At 40.8% G+C, this 25577-nt stretch carries 26 protein-coding genes and 1 pseudogene; 6 read left to right on the plus strand and 21 right to left on the minus strand.

The annotated features are described in order from the left end of the window. Nucleotides 1–34: 34 nt before the first annotated feature. The 3 genes and pseudogenes from NST79_RS20905 to NST79_RS20915 form a co-directional block, all read right to left on the minus strand. Nucleotides 35–1387 carry a polysaccharide pyruvyl transferase family protein gene (locus NST79_RS20905; RefSeq protein ID WP_212059281.1) on the minus strand — a complete coding sequence of 451 codons (1353 nt, stop codon included), beginning with the start codon at nt 1385–1387 and terminating at the stop codon, nt 35–37. A 287-nt stretch (nt 1388–1674) separates the two neighbouring features. Next, a complete protein-coding gene (gene bglA, locus NST79_RS20910) occupies nt 1675–3114 on the minus strand; it encodes a 6-phospho-beta-glucosidase BglA (protein ID WP_044052412.1) in 1440 nt (479 codons plus the stop codon). Between the two features lie 13 nt (nt 3115–3127). Further along, nucleotides 3128–3544: pseudogene (locus tag NST79_RS20915) on the minus strand (PTS glucose transporter subunit IIA). A gap of 157 nt (nt 3545–3701) precedes the next feature. Between NST79_RS20915 and NST79_RS20920 the strand changes: the two are divergent. Together NST79_RS20920 and NST79_RS20925 are read left to right on the plus strand one after the other, a co-directional pair. Then, complete coding sequence (locus tag NST79_RS20920) at nt 3702–4412, plus strand: GntR family transcriptional regulator (protein ID WP_212059283.1); 711 nt, start codon at nt 3702–3704, stop codon at nt 4410–4412. Nucleotides 4413–4440: 28 nt separating this feature from the next. Further along, nucleotides 4441–4599 carry a hypothetical protein gene (locus NST79_RS20925; protein WP_212059285.1) on the plus strand — a complete coding sequence of 53 codons (159 nt, stop codon included), beginning with the start codon at nt 4441–4443 and terminating at the stop codon, nt 4597–4599. A gap of 130 nt (nt 4600–4729) precedes the next feature. Here the strand turns inward: NST79_RS20925 and NST79_RS20930 are convergent, their stop codons facing one another. The 5 genes from NST79_RS20930 to NST79_RS20950 all read right to left on the minus strand — a co-directional run bounded on the left by NST79_RS20930 (nt 4730) and on the right by NST79_RS20950 (nt 8157). Next, nucleotides 4730–5452, minus strand: a complete 723-nt coding sequence (locus tag NST79_RS20930) for a peptide ABC transporter permease (RefSeq protein ID WP_003226987.1) — start codon at nt 5450–5452, stop codon at nt 4730–4732. Nucleotides 5453–5472: 20 nt separating this feature from the next. Further along, nucleotides 5473–6102, minus strand: coding sequence for an ATP-binding cassette domain-containing protein (locus tag NST79_RS20935; RefSeq protein WP_038429933.1), 630 nt, complete (start codon nt 6100–6102; stop codon nt 5473–5475). 149 nt (nt 6103–6251) lie between these two features. Then, nucleotides 6252–7010 carry a zinc metalloprotease LiaK gene (gene liaK, locus NST79_RS20940; protein WP_339225791.1) on the minus strand — a complete coding sequence of 253 codons (759 nt, stop codon included), beginning with the start codon at nt 7008–7010 and terminating at the stop codon, nt 6252–6254. Next, the gene (locus tag NST79_RS20945; RefSeq protein WP_003242609.1) at nt 6991–7950 is read right to left on the minus strand and encodes a YydG family radical SAM peptide epimerase; all 960 of its coding nucleotides are present in this window, start codon (nt 7948–7950) and stop codon (nt 6991–6993) included. Before NST79_RS20945 ends, liaK begins: the two co-directional genes overlap by 20 nt. Nucleotides 7951–8007: 57 nt before the next feature. Beyond that, the gene (locus NST79_RS20950) at nt 8008–8157 is read right to left on the minus strand and encodes an epipeptide YydF family RiPP (protein ID WP_014478520.1); all 150 of its coding nucleotides are present in this window, start codon (nt 8155–8157) and stop codon (nt 8008–8010) included. 471 nt (nt 8158–8628) lie between these two features. Between NST79_RS20950 and fbp the strand changes: the two genes are divergently transcribed. Next, complete coding sequence (fbp, locus tag NST79_RS20955) at nt 8629–10554, plus strand: fructose-1,6-bisphosphatase (RefSeq protein ID WP_212059881.1); 1926 nt, start codon at nt 8629–8631, stop codon at nt 10552–10554. A 977-nt stretch (nt 10555–11531) separates the two neighbouring features. Here the strand turns inward: fbp and NST79_RS20960 are convergent. From NST79_RS20960 to NST79_RS20975, 4 genes are all read right to left on the minus strand, one after another. After that, complete coding sequence (locus tag NST79_RS20960; protein WP_015715040.1) at nt 11532–12395, minus strand: DNA adenine methylase; 864 nt, start codon at nt 12393–12395, stop codon at nt 11532–11534. Between the two features lie 15 nt (nt 12396–12410). Further along, on the minus strand, nt 12411–14159 hold the full coding sequence (locus NST79_RS20965; RefSeq protein ID WP_339225792.1) for a hypothetical protein: 1749 nt from the start codon (nt 14157–14159) through the stop codon (nt 12411–12413). A 115-nt stretch (nt 14160–14274) separates the two neighbouring features. Next, on the minus strand, nt 14275–14754 hold the full coding sequence (gene rlmH, locus NST79_RS20970; RefSeq protein WP_095430996.1) for a 23S rRNA (pseudouridine(1915)-N(3))-methyltransferase RlmH: 480 nt from the start codon (nt 14752–14754) through the stop codon (nt 14275–14277). 80 nt (nt 14755–14834) lie between these two features. Then, nucleotides 14835–15005, minus strand: a complete 171-nt coding sequence (locus tag NST79_RS20975) for a CxxH/CxxC protein (protein ID WP_003236479.1) — start codon at nt 15003–15005, stop codon at nt 14835–14837. Between the two features lie 184 nt (nt 15006–15189). On the opposite strand from NST79_RS20975, the gene NST79_RS20980 reads away from it, so the two are divergent. After that, entirely contained in the window at nt 15190–15603 is a 414-nt protein-coding gene (locus NST79_RS20980) for a hypothetical protein (protein ID WP_212059508.1), read from the plus strand. Nucleotides 15604–15636: 33 nt separating this feature from the next. Here NST79_RS20980 and fdhA read toward each other — a convergent pair whose 3' ends face one another. From fdhA to NST79_RS21010, 6 genes are all read right to left on the minus strand, one after another. Then, a complete protein-coding gene (gene fdhA / locus NST79_RS20985) occupies nt 15637–16863 on the minus strand; it encodes a formaldehyde dehydrogenase, glutathione-independent (protein WP_212059506.1) in 1227 nt (408 codons plus the stop codon). A 62-nt stretch (nt 16864–16925) separates the two neighbouring features. Continuing rightward, a complete protein-coding gene (locus NST79_RS20990) occupies nt 16926–17096 on the minus strand; it encodes a hypothetical protein (protein ID WP_212059504.1) in 171 nt (56 codons plus the stop codon). Between the two features lie 103 nt (nt 17097–17199). Beyond that, entirely contained in the window at nt 17200–17448 is a 249-nt protein-coding gene (locus tag NST79_RS20995) for a DUF2651 family protein (RefSeq protein WP_212059501.1), read from the minus strand. A 15-nt stretch (nt 17449–17463) separates the two neighbouring features. Further along, entirely contained in the window at nt 17464–18627 is a 1164-nt protein-coding gene (locus NST79_RS21000; protein ID WP_212059500.1) for a hypothetical protein, read from the minus strand. 10 nt (nt 18628–18637) lie between these two features. Next, the gene (locus tag NST79_RS21005; protein WP_015715046.1) at nt 18638–19375 is read right to left on the minus strand and encodes a YiiX/YebB-like N1pC/P60 family cysteine hydrolase; all 738 of its coding nucleotides are present in this window, start codon (nt 19373–19375) and stop codon (nt 18638–18640) included. A gap of 140 nt (nt 19376–19515) precedes the next feature. After that, nucleotides 19516–19986: a GNAT family N-acetyltransferase gene (locus tag NST79_RS21010; RefSeq protein WP_015250820.1), complete on the minus strand. Its 471-nt coding sequence runs from the start codon at nt 19984–19986 to the stop codon at nt 19516–19518. 110 nt (nt 19987–20096) lie between these two features. Between NST79_RS21010 and rapG the strand changes: the two genes are divergently transcribed. Both rapG and NST79_RS21020 read left to right on the plus strand, forming a co-directional pair. Further along, nucleotides 20097–21194 (plus strand): response regulator aspartate phosphatase RapG, encoded by a 1098-nt coding sequence (gene rapG / locus NST79_RS21015; protein ID WP_015250819.1) that lies wholly within the window; start codon nt 20097–20099, stop codon nt 21192–21194. Beyond that, on the plus strand, nt 21195–21311 hold the full coding sequence (locus NST79_RS21020; protein ID WP_003226961.1) for a Phr family secreted Rap phosphatase inhibitor: 117 nt from the start codon (nt 21195–21197) through the stop codon (nt 21309–21311). Nucleotides 21312–21549: 238 nt separating this feature from the next. Here NST79_RS21020 and rocF read toward each other — a convergent pair whose 3' ends face one another. From rocF to rocD, 3 genes are all read right to left on the minus strand, one after another. After that, nucleotides 21550–22440: an arginase gene (gene rocF, locus NST79_RS21025; RefSeq protein ID WP_003226959.1), complete on the minus strand. Its 891-nt coding sequence runs from the start codon at nt 22438–22440 to the stop codon at nt 21550–21552. A 73-nt stretch (nt 22441–22513) separates the two neighbouring features. Beyond that, nucleotides 22514–23917: an amino acid permease gene (locus tag NST79_RS21030; protein ID WP_014481465.1), complete on the minus strand. Its 1404-nt coding sequence runs from the start codon at nt 23915–23917 to the stop codon at nt 22514–22516. Nucleotides 23918–24139: 222 nt separating this feature from the next. Further along, nucleotides 24140–25345 carry an ornithine aminotransferase gene (gene rocD, locus NST79_RS21035; RefSeq protein WP_024571526.1) on the minus strand — a complete coding sequence of 402 codons (1206 nt, stop codon included), beginning with the start codon at nt 25343–25345 and terminating at the stop codon, nt 24140–24142. Nucleotides 25346–25577: the final 232 nt, after the last annotated feature.

Raw genomic sequence — 25577 nt, forward strand, 5'->3', positions numbered from 1 at the left:
ACAACTGTAATATAGTTGTAATGTTAGTGAATGGTCACTTCACACTCAGCATATTTGCTGTTTTTAAAGCGATACGCACTGATTTTCTATTTAACGTGCCCTGATACTTTTTGACCTTTTTTTTCAGATCTTTAATGGTTTTTTCCTTTTTGGCATTTTCTAATGCCATCAGCGCTTCCCAGCGTTTCGCTGTTTCTGTGGAACTGCAGCCGCTAACTGTAGTCACAGGCGGAAGAAGCTTCGTCTTAGATAGTTTTTCGTCAAAAGGAACGGTATCAGGAATCGCTTTCTCTTTATAAATATGGTCTAATTCATTTTGATTCAAGAAGCTGATGAAATGGTCAAAGTTTTGCGCTTGCCGTTTCTCAGGCTGATGAAAATCAAGTGTTTCAATTAATTCTGACAGTTTTGTCTGATCGGTTATCTCATTTGCCATGACATGCGTTAATTGATGGTACTCAGCTAATTCACGCATTCTGGCATCTTTCGGAAGCAACAGGCTCGGTGTACCGGCAATCGTCGCTGCGATATTTCCATGCAGCCTTGCGCCAAAGCTCAAATCAGCTTTTCTCAGGAAATCCAGCCAAGTCGGCACATTTAAAAAGAATCGGACTCTATCATTCTGATAAGCCGGGTCTTCCATGCTGACCGGATAATTATCAGCAGGCTTCGCTAGCGCAGGCGCACCCGCATACGTCAGAATCATTTCTTTTCGCCATTGCGGGATAAAGTAATGATTCGGGAACTCTTTCATGCTTCTCGTAATAAAGTCCAGCACATGCTTTGGAGACAGCCTTGATGAGTTAACCGTCACCATAGATTCTGTTGTGATATTAGTTTCTCTTATCTTCAGTTCTCTGCCAAACGCATACATAGAAGGACACCCAATCACCGTATGGTCAATGCCTTCACGGAAGCCTAATCTGGAAAGGTATTTCGCTGTAATTTCACCCCGGACACCGATCATATTTGATCTCTCCAGCACAGCACTTACAAACGCTTTTACATCCTCATCAAAAGGAAAACCTTCATTTAATTTTGGTTCAAACGGAGCCCGCAAACCAACACCAATCACAACAACCGGAATGGTTAGTTTCTTAATTAATTGGGTATATTTCCGTAAAGAAGGCACGAAATCCTCGCGGAATGCATCTGCCAGCGGAATAATATACATATCATAATTTTTATTAATTTGTTCAGCATCCGCTGGATTAATCCGATAATAATCAGGAGTAATCGTCGTTCCTTCTGTCATCAGCGTGCGAAACACACTGTAGGCATATACTAGGTTTCCTACGTTGCCGCCAATGGAGTTGCGAACAATCATTTCAGCTGCATTAAATGTATCAAATGGTGATATGCCAGCTCTTATTAAAATGTTTTTCAATGTGATGTTGCCCCTTCCTCGCCAAATTTTTTTCAGGAGATTTGCTTAGGGAACTCTATCATGATCTTAAAACTTCAGCCGGACACCCGCTTTCATCCCTTTTTACTCACAAACTCTCTCCCTTTCTTCCATTCTAATATTAAATTATACAAAAAAGGATCTTACAGGTGAAATCATAACATACAATCAGCGCTAGTAATCTATTCCCATTATTGGATATCGGGTCGGATCATATCAAAAACCCGAACCAGGCACTCCGGTAAAAGTGCTCGATTCGGGCCAGCTTCTTATAGTTCCTCGCCATTTGTTTGAATGACATTTTTGTACCACTCAAAGGAATCTTTCTTATACCGCTTCATGGATCCGTTTCCTTCATTGTCACGATCAACATAGATCATGCCGTAGCGTTTTTTCATTTCGCCAGTTGTGAAGGAGACAATATCAATAATGCCCCACGGCGTGTAGCCGATTAAATCAACACCGTCGTAAGTGACCGCTTTTTCCAATGCTTCAATATGCGATTTTAAATATTGAATGCGTTCCGGATCATGAACTTTGCCGTCCTCCCCCAGCGTATCCACTGCGCCAAAGCCATTTTCAACGATGAATAACGGGATTTGGTATCGGTCATAAAAACGATTTAACGTATATCTCAGCCCGGTTGGATCAATCGCCCATCCCCAGTCACTCGAAGTGATGTACGGATTTTCGACACCATTCGGCAAGCCGCCATTTACAATATCGCCAGTGTTATCATTTTTCACATCGCTTTTAACAGTTGTTGACATGTAATAGCTGAAGCCTAAGTAATCGACGGTTCCGTTTCTCAAAATCTCATCATCGCCGTCTTCGAATGTGATGTTGTAGCCTTCGCGTTCAAATTCCTTCAACGCGTAGCTTGGATAATAACCGCGAACCTGTACATCAGGGAAGAAATAGCGCTGCCTCATTTCTTCTTCAGCCAGCATCACATCTTCAGGATTGGAGGAGAAAGGATAAATCGGCACATGTGATACCATGGCCCCGATCTGGAACTCTGGATTGATGTCTTTTCCTTTTGCCACAGCTAATGCGCTCGCCACTAATTCATGGTGCGCCGTTTGATACATGACTTCCTTGGCGTTTTCGTTTTCGTCAACCACAACACCTGAATTCGTCCATAGGAACAACGGATTGTTCACATCCATTTGGTTGTTAATCTCGTTAAATGTCATCCAGTACTTCACTTTATCTTTGTAACGGGTAAAGCAAGCCTCTGCGAAGTTGACGAAGAAGTCCACGACTTTCCGGTTTCTGAAGCCGCCATATTCTCTTGCCAGGTGCAGCGGCATTTCAAAGTGAGACAGGGTAATGACCGGCTCGATCCCATGCTTCAGCAATTCATCAAACACATCATCATAAAACTGCAAACCAGCTTCGTTCGGTTCAGCCTCATCGCCTTTCGGAAAAATCCGGCTCCAGCCGATGGACGTCCGCAGACATTTTAATCCCATTTCCGCAAACAAAGCGATATCTTCCTTGTATCTGTGATAGAAATCAATGGCTTCATGGTTTGGATAAAATTCGTTTTCTTCAATCGTGTCAGTGATTTTTCTCGGCACGCCGTGCGCACCCGCTGTCATCACATCGACGACACTCGGCCCTTTACCGCCTTGATTCCATCCGCCTTCAAATTGGTGGGCAGCTAAAGCACCGCCCCATAAAAAATCCTTTGGCATGTTTCCCATGTTTAATTCCTCCTCAGCTTACGACTGTAAATATTTTTTGATGTAATGCACTTTCCTCAATCTCTTCAATGAAAGCTTATCAAACTCAACAAGCACTTCGCCTTTTTTGACGGTATCGCCTTCTTTTACCTTCAAGGAAAAAGGCGTGCCGCCTAATGTCACCGTATCCAGCCCGATGTGCGCAAGCAATTCGACGCCGGACGCTGAACGCAGGCCAATCGCATGCTTTGTAGGCGCAACCATGACAACCGTAATGACGCCGGGATGGTAGCATCGATTTCACGATATCCTTCGCTTTAGGGGTAGACCGCTTCAGCACCAATCGAAGTCTGGTAGCGCAGCGAGAAGCCCCAATCACATTCTCTTCCCCGCCTACGGCCTCTAAAATGTCTTTTGCTAGTCTCGTATAATCTCTCACTTTCCCCGACATTTTCACCCACCCCTTTGTTTTGGTTACGCTTTCATTATAATTGTACCGGTATAATTTATCAATGCCAAAACAAAATATTTACGCACTAACTATCATTGTAAGCGGTTTATGCTATAATTTTGACAAGTGAAACTAAACGAATAAATGAGGAATGCGTATGTTAAAATACCAGCAAATCGCAACGGAAATTGAAACATATATAGAAGAACACCAGCTTCAGCAGGGAGACAAACTGCCAGTCCTAGAAACCCTCATGGCCCAGTTTGAAGTCAGCAAAAGCACCATCACAAAGTCCCTCGAGCTATTAGAGCAAAAAGGCGCGATCTTTCAGGTCAGAGGAAGCGGCATTTTCGTCAGAAAACATAAACGAAAAGGCTATATCAGCCTTCTGTCGAATCAGGGATTTAAAAAAGATCTCGAGGATTTCAACGTCACCTCAAAAGTCATCGAACTGGACGTGAGAAAGCCAACACCGGAAGCGGCGGAAAACCTGAACATCGGAATGGACGAGGACATCTACTATGTCAAAAGGGTCCGCTACATCAACGGCCAGACCCTTTGCTACGAAGAATCCTATTACACCAAATCCATCGTGACGTATTTAAACAACGAAATCGTCTCCCACTCCATCTTCCATTACATCCGGGAAGGACTGGGGTTGAAGATTGGTTTTTCTGATTTGTTTCTGCACGTGGGCCAGCTTAATGAGGAAGAAGCGGAATATTTGGGATTAGAGGCTGGACTGCCGAAGCTGTATATAGAAAGTATTTTTCACCTGACAAATGGGCAGCCGTTTGATTACTCGAAGATTTCGTATAATTATAAGCAGTCGCAGTTTGTGGTGCAGGCTAATAGTTTTTTATTATAGGGCTGCTTCACTACGGAAGGTGGTCGACATGTACAAAATTATCATTCCTGCCATACTAGCCATCTTTGCGCTCTGGATACTCTTACAAATTTCACTAGAGATGAGCATCATTAAGAATCCAATGAACTACTTTATCGTATTCATTATCTTTTTCCTCTTTGTAAAGATGGTGAAAGAAAAACAATAATAGTTTGGGCGATGCAAACAGAAAAACATCCTTCCCTTAACAAACTCAGCCAGTCACATGCATTAATCTTGATGTTAATGATATATAGGTGCACATAAAAAGCTACTTCATTGTGAAGTAGCTTCCTTTATTAAATGCCCATTTTGATCCATCTAGTTTTAGAAAAGCGAAGGATAATCGCATTTATGATAATAATTGAAACTAAATACAAAATAATAAATAAAACATCATTACTCCCAAGTGTCATGTTATCAGATTGCAGCACTCTTTCTATTCGAGGATACATAGTGTTACCTGCCTCAAAAGGAGCAATGAAACCAAACGTTTTATTGCTTATAGCTACTAAGATAACAGAAGTCATCCAATAAACGATACTGACACCTATACTAATTAATATATTAGGACATAACATGCTTATCGTTCCGATAATTAGAATATACTGCAGTATAACTGCAGAAAATAAAAAAAGTAATAATGCAAAATGCGAAAAATCATGGTACATCAACGATATGATTAGCAGGCCTAGCGCTATAAATGCAAAACATTCTAAAAATAAAACAGCTATCTTTTTATAAAAGAAAGTATAGATGTTCTCTCCAATTAACTTGTAAAAGAGAATATTTTTGTTTGAATACTCTCTATTAATAAAGAAAGCTATAACAAATGAAAATAACATCAAACCAAACTGGGTCGCAACAGTATAGGAGCTAAAGAAAAACATTTCAGGTGTAACATTGCTGACTTTATCAATTCCAACAAGTAAAAAATAACCCAGCAAAAATAAAAATACAAACATTGCTCCTAAAATAATGATAACTTTGTTGCTAATACTCTTTTTAAACTCTAATTTCATCTCAAGCCCCCACTGTTTTATTACTCATTTATATACACTTCAATTAATTTATCCACTGAATGATATTGTTGAATTTCTTGGTGATTAAATATATAATAATCCCCTTCTATCGCCTTTAAATCAGACAAATCATGTGTAATGTTGATGATAATCTTCTCGGGGTTCTCCTGAATATACTTGTTTAAGAAGCCATGAATCTCTATAACCGTTTTTTTGTCTAATGAATTCGTTATTTCATCTAAAACAATAATATTTTTATCCTCTAATAAGAAACTGAGCAATTTTAATTTTTGCTTTTGTCCATCACTCAAATTTTTGATCAGAACTTTTCCATCAATATTATCCAGATTAAGTAAATGTGCGATTTTATCTATCATTTTTGCATCAAATTTTTTACTCAAAAAGTGTAATAAAAAGTCCTTAGAAACATCATTAGGTATATTCGACGAGCTGGATATTAAAGAAACATTTTGACGAATATCTCTGCCGATTCTTTTGCTATTATTCAACAAAAAGTCTTTAGCAAGCTGTGATTTACCGACTCCATTTTTTCCGACAACGTGATTAATTTTCCCGCTCGAAAAATGCAAGTCGGTGTCCTGAAGTAACGTTTTGCCTTTCACTTTTAAAGTGTAATTCGCTATATTCATATACATACTCCTAGGAAATATTTGCATAATAATAAAATGTTCTGCCTTGTGATTTGTTACTAATGTCTAAGCTTTTGAGGTACCTCTTTCGTTTCCGATCCGGAAGCGCAAGAAATGTTTTTGGATGGCTAATCTGGAGATCTTTTACTCTAGTTTACAATATATAATATCCAATGTACAACTGAATTCACTGCAAGGCCAATCCCTATAATTTGAATCGTAAGAACTAACCAATGATTTGTCTTAAAACGGCTATATTCATCTAAGCTCAGAAAAGCTAAAAGAATTTTGTAACCATCAGAATTCAATATTGGAATTAAGTTCCACAATAAAGTAGACGAGAAAAGCATAAATGCCATAGTTAATGCTTCACTGGAAAATGTAAATTGATTTATTAATTCTAATGTATTTATTAAAAGATAATTGATAAACAAGCCAAATAAATGAACGATTATCTTTTCATTTCTTGATAGCATGTAGGTTTCATTCAATTGGACATAAAAAGCAGGAAATACATAAAAATTCAGTTTGAATCCCACTTTATCAAAGTTTTTCCCGAAAAATTTTAAGGAATAAATATGTCCCAGTTCATGAAGCACTATATTCATTATAAAGTAAATAACTATAATTATCCACATTTTCCAGCCGTAAAATACTGAGGACAATCCATTTTGCAATTTTATTAAATGAATATAATTTAATATGAACATGAGAGCCGTAAAGGATAAGAACAGATAAAAAAACTTTGGTGATACTTTCTCTTTATATATTTTAAAACGTAATAATTGTTCATCTGACAGAGAATTTAAACTATTTTTATAGTATTCTCCGCTTTTTTTGTCTTTTATAAATACGTTGTTTTGCACAAGCACTTCATATTTTTCATCTTCATACTTTAAAATTTTCATTATAGTATTTTTCCATATAAGGATAGAAGTAGTTTATTTTTTCTGCAGAGTTGAATAAGGAACCACAAACTCCACAAATAGAGGAAAATTCATAAGGAATGTCAAATTCCTCTATCTTGTTATTCTCTTTTAAAATATTCAAAAACCATTTGAATCCTTCTTTTCTAAGAATAAATAATAGCAAATTGGAATTTAACTTTTCCACGGTTCTTTCGAAACTTTGGTTATATTCTTCCCTTAGGGTTATTTTCGTTTCAAAAATAGCAGGGGAACAACATGGATAAATTTCTCCATCATGATGATATACAATGTCATATCCGGGACAATGTAAGGAATCTTCATCTTCAAGACTGTAAAATTTATGTATGTTTTCTTGCTTAATTCTGGTTTTAGCAGCGCCAACTGATATCATTGGAAATTTTGTTATCTTTACACCTAAGATTGAATCCCCCAATTCCTCTAAAATATGGTTGGACATTTTGTCTTTGGTAACTGCCATATTAAGAGAAATATCGATATCAGGGTATTTCCTGCTATGTTCTAATATGTTTTTAATACTGGAAGACTTGACAAATGGAGCATGGTACTCATCATAACTTATAGTCAGTGCTATCACATTTAAAGAATTCATATCATGAAAGTACTCCTGGACCTTTTTCTTGCTCAAACCCCAAAATCCATTAGAGATCAACGTTATTTGTTTTTCATATGGTTTAATGATTTCCATTAGTTCTTTTAAAAATTTATAATCTAAAAAAACTTCCCCACCTGTAAAAGAAATCACTTGAATGGTTTTGTTTTTTGCAAATTCAGTTACTAACTCTCTTATGTATTCTTTTTCCATCCTGGTTGTTGAAGTTGGTGAACTAGAAAAACAACAATGGTCACAGGATGCATTACACCTTGAATCTAAATTGATTGATACTGTTTTATTATACATGAAATATCCCCCAACAAATGGTAAAGGAGAGTTAGACTCTCCTTTGTACCCCTCTAATTAATGACCACTTCCAAGAATCCAGCGATTTTCTTTTGATTTTACAAAATACCAAAGATCATTCACTTTTGCTAACTTTTGTGATTCATCTAATAGACCCTTAAATTCTAAGTTTTTCACAGTCTCATTGTTAGTGTTTTCCTTTTTCATATTATCCCTCCTCCTTTTCTAATATAAACCAATTATTCTATATGATTCAATACATGTCAATATATTGTACCTAAAAAATCTGAAAAATGTCACTATTCTTGGTATATAAAGCCTATAGTCCTCTAGCCCCTCTAAGCTATACCGAATGAAAGGCCATAGTTTGATTTAAAGCTTCGTAATGAAAAGTAAAACATCAATATTGACTACACTAGTTAAGGGATATAAAGATTTTAAGTGGATGAAATGAGGCAAACAATCTTACCCTAAACCAACCTGTAATGAAAAGCTGTTTTAAGCTCTTGCTTACCCCATTTGGCACCTCTTTCTCTCGTTTTAATTGTCTATAAAAGCAGTTATGCGGTACTATCATATAAAGGTCCAATGTTTAAAAATAATGTCATACTTTTAAATTCACCTTATCATGCACATGCTCATAAATAGGGGTTTATTCTAAAAAGGGGATGGACGGTTTTGGAAAGCAAGTACCTAGATCTACTCGCACAAAAATACGATTGTGAAGAAAAAGTGGTAACAGAAATCATCAATTTGAAAGCGATATTGAACCTGCCAAAGGGCACCGAGCATTTTGTCAGTGATCTGCACGGAGAGTATCAGGCATTCCAGCACGTGCTGCGCAATGGTTCAGGACGAGTCAAAGAGAAGATACGCGACATTTTCAGCGGTGTCATTTACGATAGAGAAATCGATGAATTAGCAGCATTGGTCTACTATCCGGAAGACAAACTGAAGTTAATCAAACATGACTTTGATGCGAAAGAAGCGTTAAACGAGTGGTATAAAGAAACGATTCATCGAATGATTAAGCTCGTTTCATATTGCTCCTCCAAGTATACCCGCTCCAAATTGCGCAAAGCACTGCCTGCCCAATTTGCTTATATTACGGAGGAGCTGTTATACAAAACAGAACAAGCTGGCAACAAGGAGCAATATTACTCCGAAATCATTGATCAGATCATTGAACTTGGCCAAGCCGATAAGCTGATCACCGGTCTTGCTTACAGCGTTCAGCGATTGGTGGTCGACCATCTGCATGTGGTCGGCGATATTTACGACCGCGGACCGCAGCCGGATAGAATTATGGAAGAACTGATCAACTATCATTCTGTCGATATTCAGTGGGGAAATCACGATGTCCTTTGGATCGGCGCCTATTCCGGTTCTAAAGTCTGCCTGGCCAATATTATCCGCATCTGTGCCCGCTACGACAACCTGGATATTATTGAGGATGTGTACGGCATCAATCTGAGACCGCTGCTGAACCTGGCCGAAAAATATTATGACGATAATCCAGCGTTCCGTCCAAAAGCAGACGACAACAGGCCAGAGGATGAGATTAAGCAAATCACCAAAATCCATCAAGCGATTGCGATGATCCAATTCAAGCTTGAGAGCCCGATTATCAAGAGACGGCCGAACTTTAATATGGAAGAGCGGCTGTTATTAGAGAAAATAGACTATGACAAAAATGAAATCACGCTGAACGGAAAAACATATCAACTGGAAAACACCTGCTTTGCGACGATTAATCCGGAGCAGCCAGATCAGCTATTAGAAGAAGAAGCAGAAGTCATAGACAAGCTGCTATTCTCTGTCCAGCATTCCGAAAAGCTGGGCCGACATATGAATTTTATGATGAAAAAAGGCAGCCTTTATTTAAAATATAACGGCAACCTGTTAATTCATGGCTGTATTCCAGTTGATGAAAACGGCAATATGGAAACGATGATGATTGAGGATAAAGCCTATGCGGGCCGTGAGCTGCTCGATGTATTTGAACGGTTCTTACGAGAAGCGTTTGCCCACCCGGAAGAAACCGATGACCTGGCGACAGATATGGCCTGGTATTTATGGACAGGAGAGTATTCCTCCCTCTTTGGAAAACGCGCCATGACAACATTTGAGCGCTATTTCATTAAAGAGAAGGAAACGCATAAAGAAAAGAAAAACCCGTATTATTATTTACGCGAAGACGAGGAAACCTGCCGAAACATCCTGGCAGAATTCGGCCTCAATCCAGATCATGGCCATATCATCAACGGCCATACACCTGTAAAAGAAATCGAAGGAGAAGACCCAATCAAAGCAAACGGAAAAATGATCGTCATCGACGGCGGCTTCTCCAAAGCCTACCAATCCACAACAGGCATCGCCGGCTACACGCTGCTATACAACTCCTACGGCATGCAGCTCGTCGCCCATAAACACTTCAACTCCAAGGCAGAAGTCCTAAGCACCGGAACCGACGTCTTAACGGTGAAACGATTAGTGGACAAAGAACTTGAGCGGAAGAAAGTAAAGGAAACGAATGTTGGTGAAGAGCTGCTTCAGGAGGTTGCTATTTTGGAGAGTTTGCGGGAGTATCGGTATATGAAGTGAGGGGTGTGGGGTTCAGAGATTAAGATATGATCCCCTAAAGATAGACAGATGAAAAAAATCTGTTTGTCTTGGGGGAGTTTTTTCATGGATTAAAATGGTATTTAAAAGATGGAAAACTAAACATATTTTCAGAAGGAAACTAGGGAAATACTTCGGCATTCCCACCATACAATTTGTGAATGGAGAACACTGCATGACATAGTAAGCGTTGAGAGCTAGGGACGTTCTAAACACCATAAGTACTACTATGCGAAACTAATAAAACACGCTACCGTGAAAGACTTCTTATCGGTCATATTCTAAAAGAAAAATTACGAGAAAATGTCAAATTACAACTAAAATCCATACACTTAACAGGTTTGCTGATCTTTGCCATAGTCATAAAATAAAAGCAAACTCGAAGTACTATAGCAGTAACAAGTGCAAAATATTAGAGCACATTATTGAGGCAGTAGTACTACAAAAATATTTGCTCTTTTCTCTTTAAATTTCCTTCTATGTAATACTTACTTAATATCAACAAAGTTTCTTAAAATATTCACGTCACAAAAACACTCTTAAAAAGTATCTACATACATATCATGGAATGTCTTTCCACCATGAGACCAAACATCGTAAAAAGTTTCTTTTGTTAAAGCTATTAATCTTTCTAAAAGACTGATTCTATTTTTTATTTTTAGTCACAATTAGATTTTCTGTTCTATTTTCCCTCTTAGTTCACAGTAGTTTACACCCTTTTATTTCCACTATCGATTTATTCCACATCACAAAATAAGAAGCGAAACATTTGTTAGCTTTTCCTCGGCCAAAAATAACATTAACTGTCCGCATAAAGAGCGCTTTGTTCCAACACTAAGATGAACGTTTTTCTGACCTCTTAAGAATTTTTTATTATTAATCTATCTCCTCTTCAAACTTAATTTTTAAAAAATAAATCATATTTTAAATAGAGTTGGTCATTCCACCGACCAACTCAACTAATATTCTAAAAATTGAACTTTGTCAAATGAATCTACTTTGGTTTTTAAGTTATGAAATAGAAATTCTTTTTCTTTTCTTTTCCGATTTGCTGAATAATGAAGTTGATACACCTTTTTAGGCAAATCCTTATATAGATCAGCTATAGCCTCATTAAAATCGTAGGTTGTTATCCAATGGCTATCAGATATTCCTTTAATTTCGTAACAAAGTTCTTGATGGTCATCATGATCATAAAAATTTGTATACAGGTTTTTTCCTTGCTTATAATAAGGGGGGTCAAAAAATATAAAAAGTCGATTCTTTGGAAAATTAGGAAGAACGTGTTTTATTAGATGTATTGCATCATGGTTATAAAGGTTAATTTTTTCTTTAACTGATGAAATACGTCTGATCTTATTAATTAAATCAACCTTATTAAAACGACAGTCTAATTTATATTTCCCACTATCATTTCTACTAATGGGACCTCCTTTAATTATTCCAGAACGATTAGTTCGATTTAAATAAAAGGTAGCAAAACCCACTTCGAGTTTGCTGTAATTTAGTTGATTATTATAGATTTCTTTCTGTTTTTCCCATTCATCTATATTAATTGGAGTATTTTCAATTAAACTTATAAAATTATTTGTATCATAAAGAATACAACTCCAAAAACTATATATTGATTTGTCAAAATCATTAATTATAATTGAATCTACATCGCCATTTAATAGTAATTCAATTGCTAATCCTGCCCCACCAGCAAAAGGTTCAACATAAATCGGCAAGTAAATATTATTTTGCTCAATTAAATTTTTTACAAACTTATATAATTGAGTTTTCCCCCCCGGGTATCTAAGTGGAGACAGTGTCCTTGGCAATTGTCCTTCCTCCTTCTAGTCCAACAAGGACATATTGGTGAATAAAATTTCATCCAAACACTTTAAAATCGTTGATACTTTTTTCCAAGCATCCAATAATTCCTGATAATCAGGCACCTGGGTCTGAGAATGGATATAGAAATTAATAATTCTAGTAGCAGCTGCATTATTATTTTCAGTAAAAGTAATTTCTATAAGTTCAATCTCTTCTTCATATTGTGGATAGAATTTTTTCAGATGATCTTTAATATTATTATATATAAGCTCTCTTAATTTTTGAGAGCGCTTTGTTCTTTCCCTGGCGACCCCTTTTATTCTGTACTCTTTCATATCGTCTTTAACAAAGTAATCTATATACTCATGAGTGTATGTTTCAAGCAATGATCGTATTAGGTACATAGAACCCATTCTATTTTCTTTATATTTACTACTCTTTATTTCTTTAAGTAACGTATTGATTCTTTTATTTTTTTGATATTTATTCGTAAATGGGTACGCTCCTGTAAGGTTAACATACCTCCCTACGTCATTAGCCGACCTAATGGTTCCTGCTGTTGGCCCTGTTTCTTTTGCTCCTATAGGTCCTTCTTCGGTCCCTGCTGTTGGCCCTGTTCCTTTTGCTCCTATAGGTCCTTCTTCGGTTCCTGCTGTTGAACCTGTTCCTTTTGTTCCTATAGGTCCTTCTTCGGTTCCTGCTGTTGAACCTGTTCCTTTTGTTCCTATAGGTCCTTCTTCAGTTCCTGCTGTTGAACCTGTTCCTTTTGTTCCTATAGGTCCTTCTTCAGTTCCTGCTGTTGAACCTGTTCCTTTTGCTCCTATAGGCTCTTCTTCGGTTCCTGCTGTTGAACCTGTTCCTTTTGTTCCTATAGATTCATTTACAGTGGTATTACCATCTCCTTTATTCATTAAAGGTAATTTGCACATTTCTATAATTTCCGAGTTAAAAACAACATTCATATTTGTACGAGTGTCAATTTCATTTTTTAAATAAATTCGACTAACTATATTTTTCAGAGCTGCTTTAAATATTTCCATAGGTAACTCAGTCTTTATATATTGGTCGGGAGTGAAGTCAATCTTCAAAATATCTTTAGCCTTTTTTGAAAATGGCAAAAATCTGTCTAACTTTGTTGTTTCCATCTTATAAATCTCTAATTTTTGTTTATCTTCTTCATTCCATTCTATCTCATTTCTAATAAACTCAAGGAAAAAGAAAAATCTTATACCTTTTCTTACATCGGCATTTTTTTCATTAAGCACTCTAGCTATATGATTAATAGACTCTCCTTTTCTATATCTATTAACAAACCTCTTAGTAGAAGCTATAGTAGACCATTTTTTTACACTTCTATCTCCAGAATGGCGTAGTGTGATAAACGCTTCTGCAGAATCTCTATCTGGAGCTAAAACAACCGGAAAATTCCTGAGATAGTTTTCCATCTCAGTATCTATCTTAGGTATTTTAATTGTCTCTTTATTCGTAAGTAATTGAGGATTGAGCAATAATTTACATGCAGAAATTCTTCTATTACCCTCTAAAACAATATACTTGTCCTGTTCTAAAGTTACAACCGGTTTTTCAGCTAAAGGTAATCCTCTATTTAAATATATTTGATTAGCTAATTCAATTGATTCATCTTCATCTACTAAGAATCTTAATAGATTTTCTTGTGTAGAATCATCTATGAAAACTCTAGGGTTTTCATAATCAAGTAATATATCCGAAACATCTACTTTAATTTCTTTCCAATCTGAATAAGCCACTTAAACACTTCCTGTCTAAATAAATTGTTAATTTTATTGTAAAACTAATTTAGTAAACAATAAATTACTTTTTATATAATTTTTCTAATGGATTTAATGATATAAAAAACCTCACTTACTTATGATACGGCTCTCCACGATTAATCCGAAAAGCCCGATAAATCTGCTCCACTAAAATAAGACGCATCAACTGATGGGGAAACGTCATTTTCGAAAACGACAGCTTTTCATCCGCTCGCTTCATCACCGCGTCACTCAGTCCGAGTGATCCGCCGATGACGAAGGTGACTTTGCTTTTTCCATATGTAGCCAGCCTATCTATTGTATCGGCTAGTTCTTCGGATGTTTTCATTTTTCCTTCGATGGCGAGGGCGATGACGTGGGCGTCGGGGCTGATTTTGGATAGGATGCGGTCGCCTTCTTTGTCTTTTATGATTTTCATGTCCTGGTCGCTTAGGTTTTCCGGCGCTTTTTCGTCCGGGAGTTCGATGATGTCGATTTTTGCGTAGGCCGAAAGTCGTTTGGTGTATTCTTCAATGCCTTGCTTGAGGTATTTTTCTTTTAGTTTTCCGATTGTCACAATATTGATATTCACAGGTCATCCCCACTTTAAAAACAAGTTATTCATATATGTTGTCCACAATTGTGGATATCTTTTCTGTATTTTGTGTAAGATCATTCGTTCCCCACTATATATACTGCGGGGTCTCCACATAATTCACAGGCTGTGGATAAACTGTTAGTATGTTCGATTTTTCTGATTTCGGGTGGCAGCTCGTGATCGTCTATGTACATATCCAGCACGGTTTCGATGTGTTCTTCACAGGAATAATACGTTTGTTTCATGTTCAAATCCTCCGATGTTTTCTTCCATTTTTACAATTGTTCTCTTCTCAATATAACCTATTTATTCACATGTTAGTAGTGCTTCGGGCTGAGTTTTATCCACAATTCGACAAACAAGCTGTTGATGACTCTATTCCGCTCGTGTGTTAGTTTGGATGTAACCGATGTGTGGGGAGGTCTGCATTTGCGCTTTAGATGGGTTTGGCTTTTTGTGATCATGCTGCTGCTTGCTGGGTGTCAGCCGTCTTATTGGGTGTTGGAGAAGGATCGAATCGGTGAAGGCAGTCCAGACTTAGAAATATACGCTAATTACCTTCAAATGCATGATGATGTAAAAGGATATCAAGTCTTCACCATTTTAGAAGGGAGAAAGATGGTTATTGTGTCTCTCGGAAGCAGCGAGAAAGATAAGAAGCTTGAGGTGTCAGGTGTCAAATTCTCACCTAAAGAAACGATTGTAACTGTGAAACGAAAACCTGCTCCTACGGCAAATGAGAAAAACCCTTATATTTTGATTGGACTGGACAAAATCGAAGGGGAATTCATTGTACAGGATGAAAAGGGAAACCGCTTTGAAGAAACGGATTACCAGCAATAAAGCCGGCGTTCTGAGAACGTCCGGCTTTTTCTTTTACTTCAGTGTTCCATGCGGGTCAATGACGAATTTTTTGGCTGCGCCTTTGTCGAAGTCGCTGTAGCCTTTTGGCGCGTCGTCCAGAGAAATGACGGTGGCGTTGACTGCTTTTGCGATTTGCGCTCTACCGCTCAGAATCGCTTTCATCAAATTGCGGTTGTATGTCATGGCGGGCGTTTGTCCGGTGACGAAGGTGTGGGCTTTGGCCCAGCCGAGACCGAAGCGGATTTTTAGTGAGCCTGTTTTGGCGTCCGCATCCTTTGCGCCGGGATCTTCGGTCACGTATAAGCCTGGAATGCCAAGGCTGCCTCCGACCTGGGTGACGTCCATGATTGAGTTCAGCACGGCGGCAGGCGCTTCACCTTGATTGCCGTGTCCGGATGCTTCAAAGCCGACACAGTCCACTGCGGCATCAACGGTCGGTTCACCTAGTATTTGTTCAATTTGCTCGCCGAGGCGGTCGTGTTTTTGTACGTTGACCGTTTCACAGCCGAAGCTTCTCGCCTGTGCCAGTCTGTCTTCGTTCAGATCTCCGACAATCACGGTAGAGGCACCAAGGAGCTGAGCGGAGTGTGCAGCTGCCAAGCCGACAGGACCCGCTCCCGCGATGTAAACGGTTGAACCTGTTTGCACGCCCGCTGTGTAAGCTCCGTGGAAGCCGGTCGGGAAAATGTCGGACAGCATGGTCAAATCGAGAATCTTTTCTAACGCCTGTTCTTTATCAGGGAATACCAAAAGCTGAAAGTCAGCGTATGGCACCATGACGTATTCAGACTGGCCGCCGATCCAGCCGCCCATATCGACGTAGCCGTAAGCAGATCCCGGCCGATCCGGATTGACATTCAGGCACACATGCGTTTTCTGCGTTTTGCACATCACACAGCGTCCGCAGGCAATATTGAAAGGAACGGATACGATATCGCCCTTTTTGATAAATTCGACATCACGCCCCGTTTCAATGACTTCTCCGGTGATTTCATGTCCGAGCACCAAGCCTTCTGGCGCCGTTGTGCGGCCTCTGACCATATGCTGGTCGCTTCCGCATATGTTGGTTGTAATGACTTTGAGAATAACCCCATGCTCACATTTTCGATTCACATTCGCCTTTGGGACGCCAGGCCCGTCCCTCAAGATTAACTCCGGATAACCGATATCCTCCACCGCTACAGTCCCTTTGCCTTTGTACACAACCGTTTTGTTTCCTGTCAACGCCATTCCCCCCATTCATGTGTTTGGACTCTCCGTCCTTGAACATGACTTCGGTTCGGCATGACTCTTTCCCTTTCTCACGACTGTTTTTTCTGTGTTCTTATAACAACAAATATGCCAAGAAAGCAGCCAATAATGGTTCCGCCGATGTCTAAGAAGTCGACTTTACATCCATTTAACAGGAAGACAGTAATGGCCGAAACCAGGCTGATCATTACTGCCAGAAGAATAACCCGTTTGGTGCGCATGTAATCCCTCCTTTAGATTCGTTTCTAAACCATACCCAAAATCTCTGCAAACTTCGGTTCAACAAAAAAAGAGACTTCACACCAGTCTCTTTATAATTAGAGATCAATTAAAAAATTTCCTGAGAAATAATGTGACAATACTGGTTACTAACGCAATCGCCGTATATATAACAACCCAAAACATGAATGAGCTATTGCCCGAAGCTAACGTAACTAACAATATCAAGCTCGCGATAAGGACGATGAGCGGTGCCACCCAAAATCTCTTAAATAAAAAATGACCCGCTATACCAAATACACCTGCGATGAGCGGAAAACCAAAAACGATAAATAAAACGGCGATGGCTCCCATACTACCCTCCTTGCCCTAAAACCTCTTCATCACCTCAACATCATACAGCTTCAAATGACTCTTCGGCGTCACGACATCCTTTACCTTCCCAATCTCTTTTTCTTTCATTTTCTTTCCGGTTTTCAGGCTGTACTGTTCAATGTAGGCAGGCTTGTTATACGTGTATGTGAAGAAATAGAGGCTGCTGCCTTTTTGGGTGATTTCTTTGAAATCGGCTTTCATTTTGTCCTGGGAAAAGGTGAAGGCGATGCTTGTTTTTCCTGTCTTGGCATCAATTTTGTGTACCTTTCCGAAGCCGTCAATGAAATACAGGTTCCCGTCATAAGGGAAAAAGCTGTTTTTAAAGCTGAAGGGCATGGAGCTGTATATCGTTTGTTCGTCGTTTTTGTATTCGGCGATGTCATGCAGCTCTACTTTGCCGCTTTTTTTGTTAATCTTGACCATTTGATAGAGATTGTGGGCTTTTTGGCCGCGAACCATGACATACACAGCTTGGTCGTCCACGGCAAGCTGGGATTCGACTGAGGCTCCTTCCCGGTACTGCCATTCCGTTATCGTGTGATAAGTGAGCTTCTTCTGATCCGCTTGAATCTGAAGGAGCTCATAGCCTTTTTCGTCAGCTGTCGGGACGAGTGCGTAAATGGCGCCGTCATGAAAACCGGAGGCTCGGATGTAGTAGGGGATGACGTCTTTTTTCCACTCTCCGTCCATTTGGCGGTACAGCTCTGAGCGGTATCCTTCTTTCTTTTTGTCGTAGCCGGAGTTGTATAAGGTGTAAAAGCCGTCCGTGTTTTGCAGAAAGTCTGCGCTGTCGCCTGTGTGCTGATAGGTTCTTTTATGGGAGCGCAGACCGTTTTTGATCGTATAAATTTTGTTTTTGTCCTCCAGCATCACACTGTCGCCGTGAACCTCGGCTGAGCCCAGCTCAAGGCCCTTCATCTTAAAGGAAGACAGCGTCCCGTCCTGGCTGATAAACAGGGCGTAGCTTTTCCCGCCGCCAAATGCATCTTGATCTGCAGAGGATGAAAAATACAGCAGGACTTCTTTGTCATCCAGGAAATCGGGGTTTCTGAGATCCTGCTGACTTACGGTTTTATGGCTTTTGAGAGGAGAAATGAAGACAAATAGTGCGATTCCTGCGAGAATCAGCATGGCGATGGTAATCATCCACTTTTTCATAGCCTTCTCCTTAGTAAATGGTCATGATAGTTGTCGTATACGAAGAACTTGTGATGTCGCGCGGATACACGCCTAAGCCTCCGTTGCTGTCTATATCAATCCCTGCTTTTAGCAAAAAGGCAGACCATAGGAGCTTTGAACAGTTTTTGGCGCCGTCATGGCCGGTATTTCTGTTATTGACGAAGTTAAATGAGTATGGGTCGCCGACTTTTGATACCGCCCAGTCGGCAGCAGCTGTTTTTTGAGATGAGGATACGCTGACGGTTTGCACAATGGAGTTGTCTTCCACGTCTCTGGCATTATAAGCGATCTGCCTGACGCCGTCGCCCGGGACAGATTCAACAATTTTGTCAGCAGCGGAGTACATGCCGACGTGGCCATGATTGTAGTAGGCTGTGTAGGAGTTCGTGTAATAGATATTGCCTTTCGCGCTTGTCGGGAGTTTTTTCGTGCCGGACGACCCGCCCATGATAGACATGCCGCTTTCCTTGGCGAGCCGGTCTCCTTCTGCTTTATCAGCCGTGATTTCCTTATAGAACTGTTTTAGGATAACGTCCTGCTTTACGTGCTGCTGTTTGGCAATCTGGCTGGCAGATTTCATGATTTCTTCCGGTGTCGTGCCTGGCTGCAGTGCGGCAATTTCTTCAGCATAATTTGTGGTCTTTACGGCTTTGGCGGGAGAAACAAACAGGCCGCCACACATTGTAAGCGCTACCAAAAACATCGACACTCGTTTCTTCAACTTCATTACATCTCCTCTTTTCTTGTGAGTGTAGGAAAGGTAATTTCCTCACCCACATTATATTAGGAAAATAAGGAAAGTAACTAGGTTATTTACAGAATTTTTAGAAATCATTTACAGAAAAAGGCCTTTATCGGCCCTTTTCGTTAAAGCTTCTTGCTCATCACTACGTCTGTTTCTTGAAATCCGGTTTGCTCATATAGCTTTCGCGCCGTCTGATTATGGGCAAAGACATGAAGGGACAGCTTGCGGATTCCCATGCTGCGTGCCGTTTGATCTAATGCCGCCAATGCTTGCTTTGCGTAGCCCTTTCCCCGATACGGTTCATATAACCCGAAATCATAAATAAACGCTTCCTGCTGCGGATGCTCCGGTTCAGCATGTATCCAGAGCCAGCCAACGGTATCCTTTTCATTCAGCTTGAGGCTCCACAAATGGTGATGGGGTGTTTCCAGCCCTCTCGGAAGCAGATCAGTAAACGCCTGCTTAGACAAAAGCTGTGCATCTTCAGGCAGCCATGTTCCCGCTTTTACCTTTTCTTCCGCGTAATGCTTTGTTGTGTATGTGAGATAAGACCGAAATTCTTCTGACTGCATTGGGGTCAGCATGATTGTCATATCATCTCTCCTTCATATATTGACTAGAGGATTTTACATAAAATAGAAAGAGGTGTTACTATCAGAATAAGCAACTGAGATTGATAAGTCACTAGAGAAAGGAGTTTCACATGAATAAGATCGCACCCGCAGAAATCGCTAGCATGCTCAACGATTGGTACCTTGCCATCAAGAAACATGAAGTTGAAGAATCCTCCCGTTTATTTGAAGAAGTGAAGCCTTTATTGGATGACATGGAAGAGGATCAGGAGGTGCTTGCCTACTTCTCCTTATTGGAACTGCGCCACAAGGTTTTGCTTCACGAGGCGAGAGGACAGGGCTTTCAGCATGAGGAGCCTTCTCATATGAATGCTACGTCTGACATGCTGAAATATTACTTTTTTCTGTTTGAAGGCATGTATGAGGCCTATAAAAATAATTATGACATTGCCATTGGGCTGTATAAAGATGCAGAGCAGTATCTCGACAACATTCCCGATCCGATTGAAAAAGCCGAATTTCACCTGAAGGTCGGTAAGCTCTATTATAAGCTGGGACAAAATATTGTGTCCCTCAATCATACACGGCAAGCAGTCAAAACATTCAGGGAAGAGACAGATTATAAAAAGAAGCTGGCTTCAGCACTGATTACCATGTCAGGCAATTTTACAGAGATGAGCCAGTTTGAAGAAGCTGAGGCTTATTTGGACGAAGCAATTCGGATCACGAGTGAATTAGAGGATCATTTTTTTGAAGCCCAGCTTTTGCATAACTTCGGCCTTCTTCATGCGCAAAGCGGCAAATCAGAAGAAGCGGTTTCGAAATTAGAGGAGGCTCTACGGAACGATGAGTATGCCCGCTCCGCCTATTATTATCATTCTGTCTACTTGCTGATACGAGAGCTGTTTAAGATCAAAAAGAAAGAACAGGCCTTATCTTATTACCAAGAAGTGAAGGAAAAATTGACTGCTGAGCCGAATAGAATATGTGAGGCAAAAATAGACATTTTATATGCCATTTATGCAGAAGGGGGTCATGCGGAAACGTTTCACTTATGCAAACAACATATGGATGACTTGTTGTCCGAGAAAGAGTATGACAGTGTAAGAGAACTTTCCATTTTGGCTGGCGAACGGTATAGGGAACTTGAGCTTTACAAAGAAGCTGCCCACTTTTTTTATGAAGCATTACAGATTGAAGAACTGATTAAACGAACGGAGGTTATATAAATGAAAAGATTTCTGATTGGCGCAGGCGTCGCAGCGGTGATTTTATCAGGTTGGTTTATTGCAGACCATCAAACCCATTCACAGGAAATGAAAGTCGCTGAGAAAATGATTGGATAAATGAAAAACCCCCGCGGGTGCGGGGGTTCAATTTAACGAAAGAATCCTAAAACGGTTTGTAGTTTTAGGATTCTTTCATCTTTTTTTCAGCGTGATTGAAAACCCTTGAAGTCTAGGAAGAACGAGCATTGGAGCGCAGCGAATGTTTGGAATTCGTGAGCACCGAAGCGCAGGCCTGACAACGAATGCGAGGGTTTGTCGACACGCTGAAACCCCCGCGGGTGCGGGGGTTTTCTTATTACAGCAGCTTCTTCCCTAGCAGAGATTCTACGAGCTCTACTGCTGTTTTACCTGTTTTGTTTTTGTGATCAAGGATCGGGTTAACCTCAACGAATTCGGCTGAGGTAATGATGCCTGCGTCATACAGCATTTCCATAGCCAAATGGCTCTCCCGGTAGCTGATGCCGCCGACGACAGGGGTTCCGACACCCGGTGCGTCGTTCGGATCAAGCCCGTCCAGATCAAGGCTCAGATGGACGCCATCACATGCTGATAAATAATCAAGGGTTTCTTCAATGACCTTTGTCATGCCAAGACGGTCGATTTCGTGCATTGTGTACACCTTCATGCCGCTTTCCTTAATGTACTTGCGCTCCCCTTCATCAAGTGACCGGGCGCCAATGATGACGACGTTTTCCGGTTTGATTTTAGGCGCGTAGCCTTCAAGGTTAACCAGTGACTCGTGGCCAATGCCAAGGCTGACCGCGAGCGGCATGCCGTGAATATTGCCCGATGGTGAAGTTTCAAGTGTATTCAAATCTCCGTGCGCGTCATACCAGATGACGCCGAGATTATCGTAATGCTTCGCTGTGCCTGCAAGCGTGCCGATCGCAATACTGTGGTCACCGCCCAGGACAAGCGGGAATTTTTTCTCTTCAATGACTTTGTTGACCTTTTGCGCGAGTTTTTCATTTCCCGCCAAAACGGAATTCAGGTTTTTCAGTTCCTCGTCATTTTTGATTTTTTCGCGGTTGATCGGAATGTCACCGAGATCTTCAACCGTATACCCCATGTCTGACAGCCGCTCGATCAGATGAGCGTACCGGATGGCACTCGGGCCCATATCCACTCCGCGTCGTGCTTGTCCTAAATCCATTGGCATTCCAATAACCGAAATCGTTTTATCCATCTGTGATTCCACCTCAACATTTAAGATAATGTCCTATGCGGGTTATAACAAAGATGACTTGCGGACAACGTTTTTAAAGCTCTAGCTGACGATTTGCCTGCTGGCGTTTTTTAATGACGACATGATAAATGATGTAGCAAATGACCATAAACGGTACGCCGCAATACAGCGCGATACGCTGCTCCGGATCAAATGCAAGACTGATGAGCACGACCGTATTTAACGTTAGGCCGATCAGCGGAAGCACCGGGTACAGCGGTGTTTTAAATTTCAAATCTTCTATCTTCCCGCCCTCACGGATATATTTGCGTCTGAACATGATTTGGGAAAGCGAGATCGTAATCCAGCCGACCTGCGCGCTCATGCCCGCCAAAGATAACAGTACCATATATACAGTTTCAGCCTGCGCAAACTTTGTCAGAAGTGATAGGCAGGCCACAGCCATCGTTACGATTAACGAGTACATAGGCACACCGCGCTGATTTGTTTTGCCGAGCGCTTTAAAGGCCTGTCCTTCATTCGCCATCGCGTACAGGATACGTGTTGATGCGTATAAACCTGAATTCGCAACAGATAACAGTGCGATTAAAATAACAAAATTCATGATATCAGCAGCATATGGGATTCCAATTTGCTCAAATACGGCAACAAACGGACTTTCCACAACTCCAGCCTGTTTCCACGGAATCATGCCGGCAATGACAATGATTGAAAGCACAAAGAACACAAGCGTTCTCCATACTGTCTGTTTGATGGACCGCGGAATCGTTTTTTCAGGGTCTTCACTTTCTCCGGCTGCAACCCCGATCAGCTCAGTCCCCTGAAACGCAAAGTTCACAGTAATCATCGTAATCAGCATTGCCTTTATGCCGTTCGGAAATAACCCGTCTTCATAAAAATGTGTCAAAAACGGCGCCTGCTCTCCGCCCTTCAGATCAATCAGGCCAAACATGGCAGCTCCGCCGAGAATAATAAATAAAAGGATAATCAAAATTTTAATGCCTGAAAACCAGAATTCTGATTCTGCAAAGGCTTTTGTGGTGATCGCATTTAGAATAAACATCAGTGCCGCAAAGACCAGACACCAGATCCACACGTCTATATGCGGAAACCATCGTTGCATCAGCTGCCCCGCTGATAAAAATTCAATGGCGCATGTAACCGCCCAGCCGAGCCAGTACAGCCAGCCGAACGCAAACCCGAAAGCCGGGCTGATAAATTTCGTGGCATAGGTCTGGAAGGACCCCGACACAGGAAAGGCGACTGCCAGCTCTCCTAAGCAGAGCATGGTCAAAAACATGATAAAGCCGCCCACTAAATAGGACAGAACCGCGCCGAGCGGTCCCGCTTGGTTAATGGTAAACCCGGTTCCAAGGAAGAAACCGGTTCCGATCACTCCGCCCAATGAAATCATGAACAAATGGCGTGATTTCATTGTCCGCTGGAGCTGATTTCCGTTATCTTGGTTTGTATTCACTTTCTGCACCCCTTCAGCAACTTGTATTGGATCTAAGCTGGAACATCTGCATGGTGCTATCCCAGTTTGCTGTCCAAAGAGTCTCTATCTATTTAATATAAAATTCACTTCTTCTCATAAAGATACATTATACTAAAATACTGTAGCTGAGCAAATAGGGAGTGCTGATTTTTCTGTTGTAAATTTATACAAACGAAGTGAATATCCCGCCATGGTGCGGATTTATGCGTTTTGCAGCACGTGCTTAATTTTCTCTATTGCCCAATCCAAATCCTCTTTGGAAATGATTAATGGCGGTGCAAAACGAATGACTGTATCATGCGTTTCCTTGCATAAAAGCCCTTCTTCCTTCAAACGCTCACAATACGGACGTGCCGCTTCAGTCAATTCCACACCGATAAACAGCCCTCTGCCGCGGACTTCTTTAATAACCGGGTTGTCAATGCTCTCAAGCTCGCTTTTAAAGTATTCTCCAAGCTCAAGAGAACGATCCGCCAGCTTTTCATCCTCCAGCACTTCTAATGAAGCGATAGACACTGCACATGCAAGCGGGTTTCCGCCAAATGTTGAGCCGTGTGAGCCAGGGTTAAACACGCCTAGGATCTCGCGGTCCGCCGCAATGCATGAGATCGGGAACACACCGCCGCCAAGCGCTTTGCCCAAAATATACATATCAGGGACGATGCCGTCCCAGTCACAGGCAAACGTCTTGCCTGTACGTCCGAGACCCGTTTGAATTTCATCCGCAATAAACAAGACATTCTCTTCCTTACAAATCGCCGCCGCTTCCTGTAAAAATCCTTCAGGCGGAATCACAATGCCCGCTTCGCCTTGAATCGGTTCAAACAAGAATGCCGCTGTATTCGGCGTAATGGCCTGTCGAAGCGCTTCCACATCGCCGTAAGGAATGAGTTTGATTCCCGGAAGCATCGGGCCGAATCCTCGTTTATATTCCTCTTCAGAAGAAAGAGATACCGCCAGCATCGTGCGGCCGTGGAAGTTCCCGACACATGCGATAATTTCCGCTTGATTGTCAGCTACTCCCTTCACTTCATACGCCCAGCGTCTCGCCGCTTTCACCGCGGATTCAACCGCTTCGGCTCCTGTATTCATCGGCAGAATCATCTCTTTGCCTGTCAGTTTAGCTGTTTTTTCGTAAAACGGCCCAAGCTGATCGTTATGAAACGCGCGTGACGTGAGGGTGATTTTATCAGCCTGATCCTTTAATGCCTGAATGATTTTCGGGTGTCTGTGCCCCTGGTTTACCGCAGAATAAGCACTCAGCATATCCATATATTCATTGCCTTCCGGGTCCTTTACCCAAGAACCCAGCGCTTCAGAAATAACAATCGGGAGCGGATGATAATTGTTGGCTCCGTAATGAGACGTCTGATCAATAATTTCTTTAGATTTAGATAAAGCTGGCATATTTGAATTCCCCCTTGTTTTCTGTTTCAACATGTTATCCTGCTTTCCCTTTATATAAATGCAAGTTCTGTGCCAAATCAAGAATTCGTGTGTTTTCTACAATTTTCGAGGACAAGGTGCAAAAACATTCTGATATTTCGAGCAAAAATTCCAGCAAGTGCAAAATTCTTTTGCATATCCTCTCCATTTTTTTATAAAATAGAAGCAATATTAAGAAAACTGAGGGAGGTTC

Origin of the sequence: Bacillus sp. PS196 (genome assembly GCF_037963555.1) — a bacterium.
In the GTDB taxonomy this organism is placed as follows: Bacteria; Bacillota; Bacilli; order Bacillales; family Bacillaceae; genus Bacillus; species Bacillus subtilis.